The organism is Nostoc sp. DedQUE04 (genome assembly GCF_034530995.1).
GTDB lineage: Bacteria > Cyanobacteriota > Cyanobacteriia > Cyanobacteriales > Nostocaceae > Nostoc.
The window spans coordinates 39,137-54,532 of record NZ_JAVRCA010000007.1; the positions used below are offsets into that span (position 1 = coordinate 39,137).

14 protein-coding genes are annotated in these 15,396 nt (G+C 40.1%); 6 read left to right on the forward strand and 8 right to left on the reverse strand.

From position 1 onward, the window contains the following. Window positions 1-253: 253 nt before the first annotated feature. Together RM049_RS06660 and RM049_RS06665 are read left to right on the forward strand one after the other, a co-directional pair. Window positions 254-1,156, forward strand: a complete 903-nt coding sequence (locus tag RM049_RS06660) for a hypothetical protein (protein ID WP_322703607.1) — start codon at window positions 254-256, stop codon at window positions 1,154-1,156. A gap of 23 nt (window positions 1,157-1,179) precedes the next feature. Next, window positions 1,180-1,533, forward strand: a complete 354-nt coding sequence (locus RM049_RS06665; protein WP_322670523.1) for a hypothetical protein — start codon at window positions 1,180-1,182, stop codon at window positions 1,531-1,533. A 267-nt stretch (window positions 1,534-1,800) separates the two neighbouring features. Here RM049_RS06665 and RM049_RS06670 read toward each other — a convergent pair whose 3' ends face one another. From RM049_RS06670 to RM049_RS06685, 4 genes are all read right to left on the reverse strand, one after another. Then, entirely contained in the window at window positions 1,801-2,187 is a 387-nt protein-coding gene (locus RM049_RS06670; RefSeq protein ID WP_322703608.1) for a type II toxin-antitoxin system VapC family toxin, read from the reverse strand. Next, window positions 2,184-2,414 (reverse strand): antitoxin of toxin-antitoxin stability system, encoded by a 231-nt coding sequence (locus tag RM049_RS06675; RefSeq protein ID WP_322703609.1) that lies wholly within the window; start codon window positions 2,412-2,414, stop codon window positions 2,184-2,186. Before RM049_RS06675 ends, RM049_RS06670 begins: the two co-directional genes overlap by 4 nt. 118 nt (window positions 2,415-2,532) lie before the next feature. Beyond that, entirely contained in the window at window positions 2,533-6,516 is a 3,984-nt protein-coding gene (locus RM049_RS06680; RefSeq protein WP_322703610.1) for a DUF2157 domain-containing protein, read from the reverse strand. A gap of 188 nt (window positions 6,517-6,704) precedes the next feature. Next, window positions 6,705-8,318, reverse strand: a complete 1,614-nt coding sequence (locus RM049_RS06685) for a glycosyltransferase family 39 protein (RefSeq protein WP_322703611.1) — start codon at window positions 8,316-8,318, stop codon at window positions 6,705-6,707. Between the two features lie 640 nt (window positions 8,319-8,958). Here RM049_RS06685 and RM049_RS06690 point away from each other — a divergent pair. Both RM049_RS06690 and modA read left to right on the forward strand, forming a co-directional pair. Beyond that, entirely contained in the window at window positions 8,959-9,927 is a 969-nt protein-coding gene (locus RM049_RS06690; RefSeq protein WP_322670518.1) for a TauD/TfdA dioxygenase family protein, read from the forward strand. Window positions 9,928-10,090: 163 nt separating this feature from the next. Further along, window positions 10,091-10,885 carry a molybdate ABC transporter substrate-binding protein gene (modA, locus tag RM049_RS06695; RefSeq protein WP_322703612.1) on the forward strand — a complete coding sequence of 265 codons (795 nt, stop codon included), beginning with the start codon at window positions 10,091-10,093 and terminating at the stop codon, window positions 10,883-10,885. A gap of 37 nt (window positions 10,886-10,922) precedes the next feature. On the opposite strand, the gene RM049_RS06700 is transcribed toward modA, so the two are convergent. The 3 genes from RM049_RS06700 to RM049_RS06710 all read right to left on the reverse strand — a co-directional run bounded on the left by RM049_RS06700 (window position 10,923) and on the right by RM049_RS06710 (window position 12,497). Then, complete coding sequence (locus RM049_RS06700) at window positions 10,923-11,480, reverse strand: peroxiredoxin (RefSeq protein WP_322703699.1); 558 nt, start codon at window positions 11,478-11,480, stop codon at window positions 10,923-10,925. Window positions 11,481-11,537: 57 nt separating this feature from the next. Beyond that, on the reverse strand, window positions 11,538-11,780 hold the full coding sequence (gene sipA / locus RM049_RS06705; RefSeq protein WP_322682666.1) for a regulatory protein SipA: 243 nt from the start codon (window positions 11,778-11,780) through the stop codon (window positions 11,538-11,540). A gap of 204 nt (window positions 11,781-11,984) precedes the next feature. Then, complete coding sequence (locus RM049_RS06710) at window positions 11,985-12,497, reverse strand: P pilus assembly/Cpx signaling pathway, periplasmic inhibitor/zinc-resistance associated protein (RefSeq protein WP_322670533.1); 513 nt, start codon at window positions 12,495-12,497, stop codon at window positions 11,985-11,987. A 360-nt stretch (window positions 12,498-12,857) separates the two neighbouring features. Between RM049_RS06710 and RM049_RS06715 the strand changes: the two genes are divergently transcribed. Then, on the forward strand, window positions 12,858-14,123 hold the full coding sequence (locus RM049_RS06715) for a sensor histidine kinase (protein WP_322703613.1): 1,266 nt from the start codon (window positions 12,858-12,860) through the stop codon (window positions 14,121-14,123). After that, window positions 14,123-14,785 carry a response regulator gene (locus RM049_RS06720; RefSeq protein WP_094347645.1) on the forward strand — a complete coding sequence of 221 codons (663 nt, stop codon included), beginning with the start codon at window positions 14,123-14,125 and terminating at the stop codon, window positions 14,783-14,785. The genes RM049_RS06715 and RM049_RS06720 overlap by 1 nt, the downstream gene beginning before the upstream one ends. Before the next feature lie 121 nt (window positions 14,786-14,906). On the opposite strand, the gene RM049_RS06725 is transcribed toward RM049_RS06720, so the two are convergent. Beyond that, the gene (locus RM049_RS06725) at window positions 14,907-15,332 is read right to left on the reverse strand and encodes a nucleoside deaminase (RefSeq protein WP_322703700.1); all 426 of its coding nucleotides are present in this window, start codon (window positions 15,330-15,332) and stop codon (window positions 14,907-14,909) included. Between the last annotated feature and the right edge of the window lie 64 nt (window positions 15,333-15,396).

Consider the following 15,396-nt stretch of genomic DNA (forward strand, 5'->3'; position numbering starts at 1 on the left):
CTACAGCTTGCGCAAAACACGGAAACGTGAAAGCGGAAGTTCTTACAGGGAAGGCGGAAGCTGTTACAGACTGCGCGAAACACCGAAACGCCAACCCTGGAGCAATATTTTTTGATGCGATCGCAAAATTCCGAAATTAACTAATTGGGGAGTGGAGAAGGAAATAACAGCGTTTTTACCTTATATCAAGCTTACGCCCTGAGAGTTTTCTTACTTAACTTTCTGCTTTTGAAACATCTTATTTATACGTTTTATGCTTAGAAAGGAGATTACTATCAAATCTAAATTTGTTATTAGAGCATCAATCATCTCTTTGATTGGAGCTTCATTAGTTGCCTGTGGTGCTTCTCTAAGAGAATATAAAAAGTTTGCCAACGCTGGACAAGAATATGCAGATGCACTAGATACTTTATTGGTTACATCAGGAAACTACGTTGTTGATGCCAATTCGGAAAAATTGCTGCGTAACCGCCTAGAAGATACAGTCAAAGCTGGTGAAATGTATATCGACATTACTAAACAAGATAAGGATTGGCTTATGATAATTGGACGAATGCGCCAACATACCGATCTACTCCAACGCTACTTTATTGCTTTAGAAAATCTAGCAACCTCAGATTCCCCAACACAAGCACAAGAAGTTACTGAAGATATTTTCACTCAATTAAATAATGTCAGCACTGATATTCAAGGTAATCCTCTTGTCTCTGACAAAATTGGCTCTGCTTTATCTGAAATTCCTAAAATTATATTGAGTAATAAAATTAAAGGTGCGTTGAGAAAAGAATTAGAGCAGAGGAAAGAAACGATTTACCGAGAGCTTGCTATTCAGGAATCAGTACTTGAACTTCTTACTATTGAACTACAAAGTAATTTAAAAACCATTCAAAAAAATCAGGAAGAGCGTTTACTCTTCAGACCTTATACGGCTGCCGATCCAATTAGCGATCCTGACGAATGGATAGAAAAACGGCAGAAGATTTTGACGATGACACTTTCGATAGAAGCTTTGAATGATGCTAGTGAATCAGCCAAAGACTTCAAAGAAGCTTTTCAGTTACTTTTAGAAGATAAGTTTACTATTGCACGCGCTAATGAACTTTTATCTGAAATCAACTCTCTAGTTAATGTAGCTGAAGAAATCAAAAATAACTAATAAATAAAAGCAAAAATAATTTTATGTCAGAGATATTGTCTAATATTGATAACAAGAAACAATTAGAATTTTTTAAAAAGATCAAAGGCATAGAGGAAAAATTATATGAAATTGATATTGAAAGTAAATTTATCAATCCAAAACAGAAAGAAGAATTTAAAGAGTATCGTCAGAAATGGACGAGTTGTGTCAACAAAGTCAGAAACAAAATTGGTACTATTCTAGTTAACAAACTGGAGGAAAATGAAAAAGGTTTTGAAGATGGCATTAAAGCGATAAATCAAGAAATTCAGGAAATAAATAATGCTGTAGGTTTCTTAAATATTTTTAGTAAGACAATTGAGATTATTGAAAATATTGTTGGCTTAGTAATTTGACCTGGCATAAAGTTTCAATTGTCATAAATTTAACGTGAGTTCGACGGCTCTAAAAACCCCACTTCCATTCCTCTCCCCCACAGGGAGAGAGGCTTTGAAACCCTAATTTTTTCGTTGTCAACTAAAAATATTTCTGCCCCTCTGTGCCTCGGAGAGGGGTTGGGGAGAGGTTCATCGAACTCACGTTAATGAATGTTTGGTTTCCTGATGTCAACCCAACCGACAGGGATGAGCGATCGCACTGCGGTTGACCGCAGGTTATCGTACTTACCAATAACGAGTAACTGCATAATTGTCTAACACTGTATCTACGCTAACGATCGGGATCTTTTCTGTGAGTGCTTGGGCAACCAAAAGCCGATCAAAGGGATCTTTATGATGGAATGGCAAAGTCACGATTGCGGCAGCATGAACAACTTTAATCGGTAATATTTCAAATTCATTAACATGGATTTGATGCTCCATCCATGTTTCAAAATTTTCAGGAATTTGATACTTACCAATACTAACTTTGATGGCAATTTCCCAATACGAAGCAGGACTGAGCAAGATGTCATTGAGAGGATCGACAATCAAATCACATGCGACTTGACTAAGGGCAAGATCGTTGAGTACAAACCAGAGAAATGCTTGAGTATCGAGCAGAAATTTCATGGTATGTAGTCGTGAAAATCTTCCAAGTGGGTTTCATCTTCGGACAGGATGGTTAGTGTTCCGATTGCACTACCGGGTTGGCGAGGCTTCCGGGGTGGTTGGAATTCGCCAATCAATCTGGCAATGGTGCGATTGCCGGAAAAAATCTGCACTTCTTCACCAGGTTGCAGACTTGCAATCAGTTCAGGTAAACGAAGTTGAGCTTCTGTTAATGGAATCCGTGTCATTGTTTTGTACTTCTATGCGTTAGCTTAAAGTTTTGGCAGAGCCATCGCTTTTGCTTAATTTTACAAGTATCTTAAATTTAGGCGATCGCTTGTCTAATTAGTTTAATCCTTAGCTTACCTATTCCCATGATTGAAATTCATCAATGGCGCTACGAATTAAGGAAGTGATTTGAGCGCGACGGGTTTCAAAGTTGGCGGCAATATAAATCAATAAAATGCCAACTAACAAGCCAACAACCCATTTTAAAAAGGAGTACTGCAAGCTGAAAATTACCGCTTGATAGATTGTTGTGATTAAAAAAGTTGCTGTACCAATGTAGAGAAAAGCTCGTACTCGTAAAGCTAATCCAGCAAAAATAGCGATGAGACTAAAAACACCCGGAATCCAAGCTGTATTTTGATTAAATAAAATTGCCCACCCACAAATTAAACCGCTCCCTAGCACTCTCAGAAGATGACGAGATGTTTTGTACTCTGGTAGCTTCAGTTGGGTATCTACTTGAGCAATATAAAGCAGTGATAACCCAATTGGTGTTACATACCACAAAGCATCAGTCAGGTGTAAGGAATCAAACCAACGGTAAAGTGCCCAATCAATCAACGCTACACTAATATAGGTGAAACGGATGTTTTCACCTACTTTTGCTAAAAAGATGTAAAATCCAGCTGCGATTATCAAAGTTATGGGGTAAGTTTGCAGTCTGGTTTCCCATAAAATTATCAGTGGTGTGATGTATGCAGCTTGTTGCCAAGGTCTTTTAGACCAACCCCAATTTTCCCAAGGTAGGATGTACAAAAAGTAGGCTACCACACAAGCGATCGCACCATTCCAAGGAACTAATGGCCCAGCCCAAAATCGCCCTACTGCTGTCTCTCGCCAATAAATCCTCATGCCGGCTACCTCTAATAAACCAAGGTAAACCCACATCTCGGCAATTGTAATTCTTCCCAAAATCCTGGGGGAAGTGGGTAAATTTCGTCCCTGAAAGATGGCGTAGCGAATCAAAAATACTCCCGTTCCCAATCCCACCAAACGGTTAACTGCAATGGGAACAGGAATGGCAGCCATTAATAAACAGCTACTCCAAACCCAGTGAATATGGGCAATTCTTTTCAATTCTTGGGGAGTTAGATGTAAGTAGCTGACTAGCCAAGGCGACAAAATGCGGTAAGCATACATGATACTCGCACCAAGGGCAGACATGGCAATCAATCCATCACCTAACGCTCCTCCTGAAGCTTGTGACATTTGATAGAACAAAAGTTCATAAGCAGAAATTGATACGCCAATGATTCCTAAATACAGCAAGGGTTTGAAGTTCTCGTGTCGTCGCCCTACGCCAATAATAATTAAAGCTACACCCAAGGAATACAAACCTGTCCACTCGGTGAAGGTGTTCAAACGCAGCAATACACTGAATGCACCATAAATTAATGGCAAAATGTGCAGGCTGCTAGGAAACCTTTCTAATTGATGTCGTCGCCGCCACCACTCGCCGACAAGTTGAGTAATTAAACCCAAGGCGATGTTTGCAATCGCAATTCTCACAATTGAGCGTTCTCCCAACCCTAACCCTTGGGCAATCAACAATTCCAAACACCAACCAATCCCATAAAATGCCCAATTTGTCGGTTCGCGCCAACTGCGATAAACAATGGCTGCCAAGGTAATTACAGTGGCAATTAAGAACAAAAATCCTGAAGTCGTAAACCCTCGGTAAATCAGCAATGAGTGCAGCGTCAAACTTAATAATTCAACACTACATAAAGCGATCGCCCATTTATCGCTGGCGGCTGCATAGATAACTGCTAATTCGTTACCGCGTCGACTGAAAACAGTCCGCGCTAACCATAGACTGAGAGTTGCGATCGCTCCGACAACAAACCAACCAGCTACCGCTAGGCGAGGTAAACCAGGCACACCCGTCCACAGCAGCACGCCAATGAAACTTAAAACAAATCCTTCTGTAATTACCGCAGATACTTGGTTGCGCAAATAGCGGGTATTTACAAACATCAATCCAGCACCTACAGCCAAACCGATTAATCTGATTCCTGGTAGTTGTAAAGTTAGTAACTGGGCAACTATTACAGCCAAGACACTCAAGTAACGGCTAGTAAGCCGCCGCTCTATAATTGCGGCATTGGCAACACCCGTCAGAGCTAAAGGCGTAACTAGCCATAAAACTCCCCAATCAGATCGCTCGTCAGTGATGCCATACCAAGATGATTCTGAATTCATCCACAACAGGAAAAAACTCGCTGCGGCTAATCCTAAACCGATATCCCATGCGCTACGTTGCCATAGTCCTTCCTGCAAGCTAAATCGCCATTCTGCAACCATCAGAGCCAATAAAATACTTGCCCAGCATTGTTGCGTCAGGCTGGGGAATAACCAATTAATCGTAAAGCAAAATGTCAGCACCCCCATGATATGAGTTAGGTATACCAGGGGAAGGGATGAGGGGGAGCGGCGTTGAGTAACAAATGCGAGAGTGGCGGTAGAAAATAGCAGATTTAGCGATCGCAATGGAGGATTTACAAGAGCGATCGTTGTTAAAAAAGCTCCAAATAACAGGGTAAGCAGTTCGCCAAATTTAGCTAATTCTCGTTTTTGGCGGCGATACAAATTATCTGTAAGCGCCACCATCAAAATTACGTAGGGAAATAAAGCTATACCCAGTAGCGCCCAAGGTTCATTTTGAGAATTGGTGAGTTGGGTACTAGTTGCGATCGCTAATTTCTGTAAGTTATCGGGTACTAATCGCCAACCTAGCAAAATCGTCTCTAAGCCGATGACGAAAGCCCCTGCAAAGTCTCGCTTTAAACTGTAACGCCACAAGCGACTCCCTACAAACCACAAACCCAAACCACAGACAGCTATTGCTTGCCAAGGATAATTTACTACCGATACCACCCAACCCAAAAAGAGTAAAACCCCACCAAGTCTTTCCCAGAGTAAGAGGGATGAAGGAGACAAGGGAGACAAGGGAGACAAGGGAGACAAGGGGGACAAGGGGGACAAGGGAGACGAGGAGGATATTAATGTTACTTCCCCTGCCCCCCTGCTCCCCTGCTCCCCTGCTCCCCTGCTCCCCTGCTCTGCTAACCAAGTCATCAACCAGCCGCAAATGCCAATAGCTAACCCCAACAGTGCGACATCTACCTTGGTAACAAAAATTGCCCGCACCAACAATACTATTAAAGAATAAATAATTACAGCAGCAGGTAAACTAATACTTAACCTACGGCGATCGTCGCTGACAGTACGAGGCTGTTGGAAAAGATTGTAATAAACAGTAATGATAGTTGTGGCGATCGTTGCCAGATAAACAGCAATTAAGGGAAATCCTCTTAATTGCCAACCCCAATGCAGATAACTCAGCCCTAGAATATTTATCAGAGGTAATTTGCCAGGATGTAAATTGGTAAAAATAGTCCGATTTTTGGAGAGTAAAACAGTTATAGCAGTTAGTGTAGGACAGGCGATCGCAACTACAATCCAATCCACAGGATTTTGCCACAATTTGAAGCTATCCATTGCCCAAAAATTCACTGGCACCAACAAAAGAGTGGCAATCAGCAATGTCTGAGCCGTCAATCTGAGGTTATTTTGCCTAGTCGCCCAAAAGCTTAATCCCCAAAAACTCAAAGTATAAGCAAATAAAACCCCGTACTGTCCAGCAGCAGGAAACCTCGCCCATTGACTAGCAGCCAGTACCCCAGAGGATACAACTACCAAGAAAACCCCTAGAAAAAGTAGCCAACGCACACTCAGTTCTGCTCCCAAAGACTGCAACATTGTGCCGATGAAGTTGGGTTTAGCTGGTTTTTGTTGTGGTTGTTTACCGCTACTAGACTGTAAAGCTGCTACAGGCAACTCCTGCACGGAGTCGGAAGTTGCAAATACTACCTTTGTTTGAGCTTCAGCCTGGGGTTGCAACACCACCGCACACACCAGAAACTCTCTACATAACTGCCTGACTTGGGCATCAGATATCAAACCTAAACGCAACCATATATCCAGTCCTTCCAATAAGTGAGGATGGGAAGATGGCAGTCTGATTTCAATTTTTAGCGGGCGCTCAAGGGGCGATGACATAAGCGGCAGCAGTACAAGTATATACTTAAATTATTTGTTTAATTAAAGTATATTTTTGCTCTAACTGTGCAACTTATCAGGCTAATTGATATTAATTTTTAACCGCCAAGCGAGATTCAAATGCCAACTAGCTGCTTTTAGTTTCCACTTGCAGTCTCCCAGGCGGTAGATGTGCCCGTATCCTTAGTTTAATTAGCTTTTGTTATTTTCCAGAGAAAGTCGTCTACCTGCTGTAACTTTGAGTTATAAACTTTTTCAATTCCAGCTTTTAAGAAATCAGATGGCTCGAACAAGAATAAAAATATGTCACTAAAGCCATTAGTAATCTCTGGTAACTGATTTTTTCCTACAATTTGGAATTGCACTTTTGGATCGATTAAGTTACTAAGTACTTGTAGTGGTGGAATGATGTTATCCTCATCACTAATTAAAAGCGGTTTCTTAGCTTGATTAATAATATGAGCAATGTGAGGATATTCTTGGTATTTTTCAGGGAATTGGTTCCACCAAATCTGCGGTTGAGAGTGAACCATACAAGATACAACCCCGCCTATAACTACCATAAATGCTACAATTGACCAAAACTTTTTTTGCCAAGCTTTAGTAGAAATAGACGTAATTTTAGTGGTAAATAGGTAAGCAACAGCTAACTGTATCGCTAAAACAGAAGGAAGTGTATATCGACTAGTAGCATATCGTTTTAAAAAGACGAAATCTATTATCAGTAAGGGAAGCCCTACTGATGCAATCAAGGTTAAAACAAATAACCAAACTTTTTTAGAGGTTCTTCGACATACAAAATAAATTGAGTAGCCGATTATAACTAAAAGAATCAAAATCAAAGGAATTAAGAAAAACTTAAGTTTTCCAGGCTCGTTAGGACTAATACCTAAATCAATAAACGCACGACTAAAGATACCAGCCCACCTGACAGCTGACATAAATACTGTTTGTTTAATATTCGCCCAAGTTACTGCTTCTGGCTGAGGATTGGTAATAATAATCCAAATCCAAGGTACAAAAGTCATAAAACCCGCAAGCGATGATAGCAGGTAAGAAATTAATGTTTTACTCAATCGAAAGCGTTCGATTGTAACTACATAAATTCCTTGTGCAAAAGCAACCAAGGTAAAAAATAGATGAGTATAAAACCCTATTGATAATGTTGCTGCATAAATGCACCAACTAACTTTTGTTTGAAGGCGCATAGCTCGCAGCAGTGCTAAGCTCGATATAAAAATGGCTACTATTGCTAAACTATACGATCGCGCTTCTTGTGCATACACGATATGAATAGGTGAAACGGCTACCAACCCGATGGCTATCCATCCGACTAGTGAAGACTCAAATAATTCTTGACATAGCCAATAAAGACAAGGAAAGGTAAGCAGACTAATAAATGCCGAAAAACTTCTGATCGCTGCTATAGAATTGCCAAAGCACTCTACCCAAAACCGGGTCATCAAGATGTATAACGGCAAAATTTGCGAGTCTTCTACAATAATTCCTTTAATTGTATCAATTGTATTTTTTTCAGAATTAGGATACTGGTATTTATGTAAATCTTCTAGGCCAATCAAACGACCATTACCTAATTGCTTCCTCATTTCTGACTGCGTATAGCCAGATATGCGTAATGAGGATAAAGCTTCATCACCCCAATAAATTTTTTTATCAATATTAACGAAGCGAAAAAATACACCTATTACTAATAGAACTATGATTAAAAAACGCAACCAATATTTAGAAATAGTCCATTTCTGTGATATCTGCGTTTTCTTTTGTGGTAATTGCTTTTTCATGTAGTTTTCGATCTCCTCAAGGCATTAATCAACCTTGGTAAAAAATCAACTGATAATTTTTTATTAGCGTGTTGCTAATGAAAAAAGCAAATTAGTATCTCTGAATAAAAGAGTGAACTAAAATTAAGATTTATCTAATTTACGAATTAAATACAAGGTCTTATTTTCTTATCAACCAGTATCAAATTGTCTACAAATATTTTAATTAAAAATTTTTACTTCAAATAATTATTTAAATATTGATTTTGCAGTTTTTTGCAACACGTAATTATCATAAATATAATTGTTTCTTTGTCATCCTACAGTATAAATTAATCAAGAAATAAAATACTTATGTGAAAAATAAAAAGATTTAATAAACTTTATATGAAATAACTCTAAGTACGTCTCACTGGATCTGAGAAGCTTCTTAATATCTGTGTTCCGAATTTTTACTTAGCTTTTCCCGGACTAAATCGACCATTGTTCTAGCAGTCTAAAATACGGCAAGTAAATACTACGGTAAATCGATCAATTTATAGTAATGTATTTAAACTGCGATCGCTTCCTTTGGTATGTAGCCATTAAGCGCAAGCAACATATCTCAAGTAAACGGACGAGTGCGAACACCGCCCGATCGATCAAACTATGGAGAATTGAGATGAGCAACAAACACATTGAAGTCAAACAGGTAGCAGGTTTCATCGGTGCCGAAATCAGCGGCGTAGACTTGTCACGTCCTTTGCACGATGATGCAGTCAAAGAAATTCGTCAAGCACTATTGAAGTGGAAAGTCGTGTTCTTTCGCGGTCAAAACATCGATCATGCGGCACAGATTGCATTCACGGCTCGTTTTGGCGAAGTGACTTACGCACATCCCCACGAAGACGAGCCGATTGAAGGCTTCTCAGAAATCTTGCCCATTGACCGCAGCCGTTACGAGCGGCGCAATGGTCTGCGTCGTTCCAGCTACGAGAGCCGTTGGCACACCGATGTTACAGCAGTTGTCAACCCACCTGCGGCATCAATTTTGCGTGCGGTTAATGTCCCTAGCTTCGGTGGTGACACACAGTGGACAAATTTAGTTGCAGCCTATGAGGGTCTGTCAGCACCCCTACGGGCATTAGCAGACACATTAAAGGCCGAACATCGCTTCAATGCGCGTTTGAATTTGCCCAGCAACAGCAAGATTGCCCAGCGCATCGCAGCCAATCCCCTGGTTTCAATCCATCCAGTGGTAAGGGTTCATCCTGAGACTGGTGAACGCGCATTGTACGTCAACCCTGGCTTCACCTCGCACATTCTTGACGTATCACGACAAGAGAGCGACTTGCTGCTTGAGTTGTTCTTCAACCAGATTACCAAGCCCGCCTACACCACCCGCTTCCGCTGGAATAACGGTGACATTGCATTCTGGGATAACCGCGCTACCTCCCATTTGGCCCCTCAAGACTTGGATCATCTGGAAGTCGAGCGCGTTCTCTATCGCACCACCATCACGGGCGATGTTCCAGTTGGGCCCGATGGTTTCCGATCGCAAGTGGTTGAAGGTGAGGCGTTCAACAGCGAACTACCAACCGTATTGAAGAACAAAGCTGAGAAGTTAGAACCAGTATCAGCACTTTCATAAGCTACAGAGTGGTAAACAAGGGCTGCGCTGTTCGTAGCCCAGTTTACCTACTGAAATTTTTCTCGGCAGATTTTTACCGATATAGTTGGTTATAAGTTGGTATATTTGGTACTATTTTACCTAACGTCAATTTTATGGAAGAAACCCTTCAAACGCCTTTTCTATGAAAAGAAGACAAATTTTTGGCTTTTTGGGTATAGCGATCGCTGGCTTGCTGTTAGCAATTGGTTTACCGTTGGTTCCTCCTTCTCCTGTAGTAGCACAGTCGAACACCAGCATACTCGTGTCCGCAGCTGCCAGCTTAAAAGAGGTACTGGAAGAAATTAAGCCTTTATACCAACAAAGTAAATCAAATATCAATATTAATTATAACTTTGGGGCTTCTGGTGCCTTGCAGCAACAAATTGAGCAAGGTGCGCCAGCAGATATCTTTATTTCTGCTGGCAAAAAGCAAGTGGATGCCTTGGAACAAAAAGGACTATTGCTACCAGGTAGCCGTACTAACCTGGCAAATAACCGTCTAGTATTGATTGTGGCTCAGGATGTTGTTGGCATCAATAGCTTCTACAATTTAACAGATAGTAAGATTAAAAAAATTGCGATCGGTGAACCCAGAAGCGTACCCGCCGGTCAATATGGTGAGCAAGTCTTAAAGAAATTGAAACTTTACGATCGCCTCAAGTCGAAATTGGTCTTTGCTAACAATGTGCGTCAAGTTTTAGCAGCAGTAGAAAGTGGTAACGCCGAAGCGGGTTTAGTTTATGCCACTGATGCTAAAATTTCCAACAAGGTAAAAGTCGTAGTTGCTGCTGATGAGAAATTTCATTCCCCAATTGTCTATCCAGTAGCAATAATTAAAAGCAGTAAAAATCCTTCTGCTGCTAAAGAATTTGTTCAGTTTTTATCTGGCAGTGAAGCCAAAACTGTACTCAAAAAATATGGGTTTATTGTGAGTTAAAATAAGGGGCTTAAGCCCCTTGTTAAACTATTGAAGTTTAAGAAGCTGTGGACTGTAATTTTTCTAGTCGTGCCAGCACTTCTGAACTGTGAATAGTTGGGTTGACTTTGACAAAAGTCTCGCGCAAGACGCCTTGAGGATCGATGATGAAACTGTGGCGCATAGATAAAAAGCCGAGCCACGAACCGTAAGCTTTGCTCACTGAACCATCAGTGTCAGCCAACAAGGGGAATTTGAGTCCCTCTGAATCACAAAATTTGGCGTGGGAATCAATGTCATCAACACTAACGCCAATTATCTGAGCATTTTTTTCGAGGTATTGGGGTAAGTCTTGCTGAAAACGACGAGCCTCTATAGTACAACCAGAGGTAAAGTCTTTAGGATAAAAATACAGGACTAGCCATTTACCGCGCAAGTCAGAGAGGGAAATTTTGCCATCACCTGTGTTGGTTGGCAAAGTAAACTCAGGTGCGGGTTGATTAATTGCCGGAAGTTTACCACCCATAGCATCAGCAGCAGGGGTAAAATTCAGCCAGCTGATGATAGAAATACAGCTGGCAAATAATATGCTTAAAAAAGTACGGCGGGAAATCATGGTGTAAACCAGAATCACAACTTTACACAAGTTTACAATTCTTGGTTACGAGAAATCTTATTCTAAGTGAGATTCGGCAGGGGTATCTGTACTTTCGATATATTGACTATCTAGGAGAAAGACACCCCTAGCAAAGCGAATCCCCCAATATCCACCGGGTCTGCGGTCAATGACTATACCTTCTTCGCCCATGTGAATTACATTAGGGGGGCGTAGCATGGGCATAGGTTCAGCAGTTTTGACATAAGCTGGTAGCGCCACAACACGGACTTTACTACCAATTGCGAATTCTTTTGACATTTTAATCAAGCGGAGTTTTGATTAACTCATAACTCAAAACTAGCTTGAAAGTCTACTAAATTGAGTAGGGGAATAAATAGGGAAAGGGAAAGGGGATGAAGTTTTTCCCCTTTCCGCATCTTCTGCAAGAAGTCTATATAATCTATTTTGGGATTGAGATCGGCGGCACTGCCCACCCCAGAATTATTATTTTTTGAAAGATGATTATTGAGGATTGCCTTGTTGACGGCGTGAAGGAGCATTTTGACGGAATTGCTCTAATTTTTGACGCTGTTCTGCGGTTAAGACTGCTTGAATCTGTTGTTTCTCAGACTCGCGGATTTGTCGCATTTGGGTTTTTTGGGCTTCAGTTAGATTTAAGTCAGCAAAACCACCCTTTCCTCGACGTTGACCGGGTTGCCGTTGACCTGTTTGCCCTTGAGCTTTACGCGCTTGCCATTCAGCCCGCCGTGCTTGTTTCGCTGCCTCTAATTTTGCTTTTTGTTCTGGGGTCAAAACTGCTTCAAATTTGGCGCGGCTATCGCGACGAATCGTCTGAATTTGGGCTTTTTGGGCATCTGTTAGACCCAACTCTTTCCAAGGGCCTCTTTCTTTTTGTGGAGTTTGGGCAAGTAACAGGGGTGAAGGAGAGGCTGTTTGAGCGTGAACAGCAAAGGAGGTTGCAGTTAAAGTGAGAGCGATCGCGGAAGCAACTAGCGATAATGCTTTGAGTTTCATTACTTATCTGGTGGGTTTTTCCTGGTTGGATGCCACCATCATAAGAACTTATCCTCAGCAGTTACATGAGGAGAAAGTCATGGTTATAACCATGACTTTAGTCACGATTGACAAGAGATAGTTAAAAGTTAGAAGTTAGGAGTTAGGAGTTATAAATTATGAAAATTTTGATTATGATGATTTTATCAGTCATTATTTAGCTGATTACCTAACGAATTTGTTCTTTGAATTTGCTTTTAATTTCTCAATCAAGGAACAAATAAACGGTGAAAGCATCTGCTCAAATCTTCAGAATTATTCACTTCTAATTCCTAACTTCTAACTCATAACTCATCACTTCTAACTGGAGCAACGCGACTAATGAGTCGTCCAATTGAAATTAAGAAACATCCTTTTCCGTCTCTGCTTTATCTGGAGTGGACATTACTGGCAATCACCGCATTGACAGCTGTGATACCACCTCCGTTACGGCGATTTCGTCCCAAGCCTCTAGAGCTATCAATTTGTGGTGCATTTCCAGACTTGTCAGTTTGTAGCATATTGCCAGAACTATCAATTTATAGTCTGATTATTTTTGCGGCAATGGGCTTAACATTACCCAGAAAAAATCAGACAACTAAAGTAATATATACAGTCATTGAAATTTTATTAATTTTAATTATTGGACTTTTTGGGGAAAGATTTGCTCGGCTTTTTCCTTTTCTATATATAATTTTAGTGACTCGTAGTTGTCTAATTTTTCAGTTAAATGGACGCTTATTCGTTACAGCTTTGTCATTTGCCTTATTTTTAGTTACTACACAACTAAAATATCAGCTATTCAATTTTCAAGCATCGCCGCAGGCACAAGAGCGATATCGATTTTTGATTTTGAATTCGTCGCTAGTATTTGGCTTAAGTTTGGTTTTTGTCTTGTTGATGATGAATGCAGTTTTGTCTGAACGGCAAAGTCGAGAAAAGCTAGCTCTTGCTAACGACAAACTCCGTCAATATGCCATGCAAATTGAAAATCAAGCTACCTTAGAAGAACGTAACCGCATTGCTCGTGAAATTCATGATTCATTAGGACATTCTCTGACTGCTTTAAATCTGCAATTAGAAACTGCTTTAAAACTATGGCAATCTAATCCAGGTAAAGCTGAAACATTTCTCGCAACTGCAAAGGAATTAGGTTCAAAAGCACTAAAGGATGTCCGTCAATCTGTTTCTACTATGCGTTCTAACCCCTTACAAGAACAATCTTTAGAAGATGCGATCGCTAGTCTTTCAGAAAATTTTCATCGCTTTAATGGGATATTACCAATTTATCAAATCAACCTGGAATATTCTCTACCACCTGAAATCAATACTGCTATTTATCGAATTACTCAAGAATCTTTAACTAATATATCTAAATATGCCTATGCCACAGAGGTAAAATTGGAACTCACTACGACTAAAGGCAATTTGCAATTGATAATTCAGGATAATGGTAAAGGTTTTGATGTCGGGCAAAATACCACTGGTTTTGGACTTCATAGTATGCGCGATCGCACTTTAGCACTTGGGGGTCAATTTAATATTAATAGTGCTCTTGGTTCTGGTTGCAAAATTACAGTTAATATTCCATTAACAAGGTTAACATAATGATTAAAGTATTGCTGGTAGATGACCAAAGTTTAATTCGCCAAGGATTAAGAGCGTTATTGGAATTAGAACCAGATTTAGAAATAGTTGGAGAAGCAGAAAACGGCGAACAAGCAATTAATTTTGTTGCAGAATTTCAGCCAGATGTAATATTACTAGATATCAGAATGCCGATTATGGATGGAGTTGCAGCCACAAAGGAGATTCAAAAACGTTTTGCCAAAACTAAGATTTTAGTACTAACGACTTTTGATGATGATGAATATGTGTCAGCAGCTTTAAAAAATGGGGCTATGGGTTATTTATTGAAAGATACACCATCAGAGGAATTAGCTGTTGCTATTCGTGCCGTTCATAAAGGATATACGCAATTAGGCCCAGGTATAGTTAAAAAGCTGTTGACCCAATTTTCCCATGTTGCACCAACTCATTCACTGCCTTTACCATCTAGTTTAGCTGAACTTACTCCTAGAGAAAAAGAGGTTTTGCGATTAATTGCTACAGGCGCTAGTAACCGAGAAATAGCTCACGGACTCTACATTTCTGAGGGGACGGTGAAAAATCATGTTACGAATATTTTAAACAGATTAAATTTGCGCGATCGCACTCAAGCGGCGATTTGGGCAAATACATATTTATCGTATTTGAATGAGCCAAGTTAAATAATTCGTAATTCGTAATTCGTAATTCGTAATTTTAAGCTCTATAGCAGTTCTATTTTAGTGTTGAAAATTGCAACTCGTAGATTCCCGACTTTAAATAAGTCAGGAATCTAAATTCAGATTATTTAAATAGCTCCAAACATTCATTTTTTAAAACGTCTTTTGTGACTTTTATTTTCCGAAATGAATTAGCGATTACCTCTTCGCAAGATATACTAATTTGTGATTGATTTACAGTAATTAAATCTTGAATTGAAGCACCATATACAATCTCTGACAAACCACTCCAAACACAAGCTGTTGCACACATCGGACAAGGTTCGCCAGTTGTATATATGCTATAACCTTCTAAAGAGGGGTTTTTCAGTTTAGCTGTTAAACTACGAATAGCATTGATTTCTGCATGGGCTGATGGATCGTTGTCTCTCTTTACAGTATTATGAGCTATGGCAACGATTTTGTTATCTTTAACAATCACTGCACCGTAGGGTGCATCGCCTTTTTTTGCTTCTGCCAATGCTAAACGCATAAAAGATTCTGAGTTCATATAAGCTGAGGTTAACATAAGGATAATGGTTAATAATATCGTATTTCTAATGTTATAACTGGGA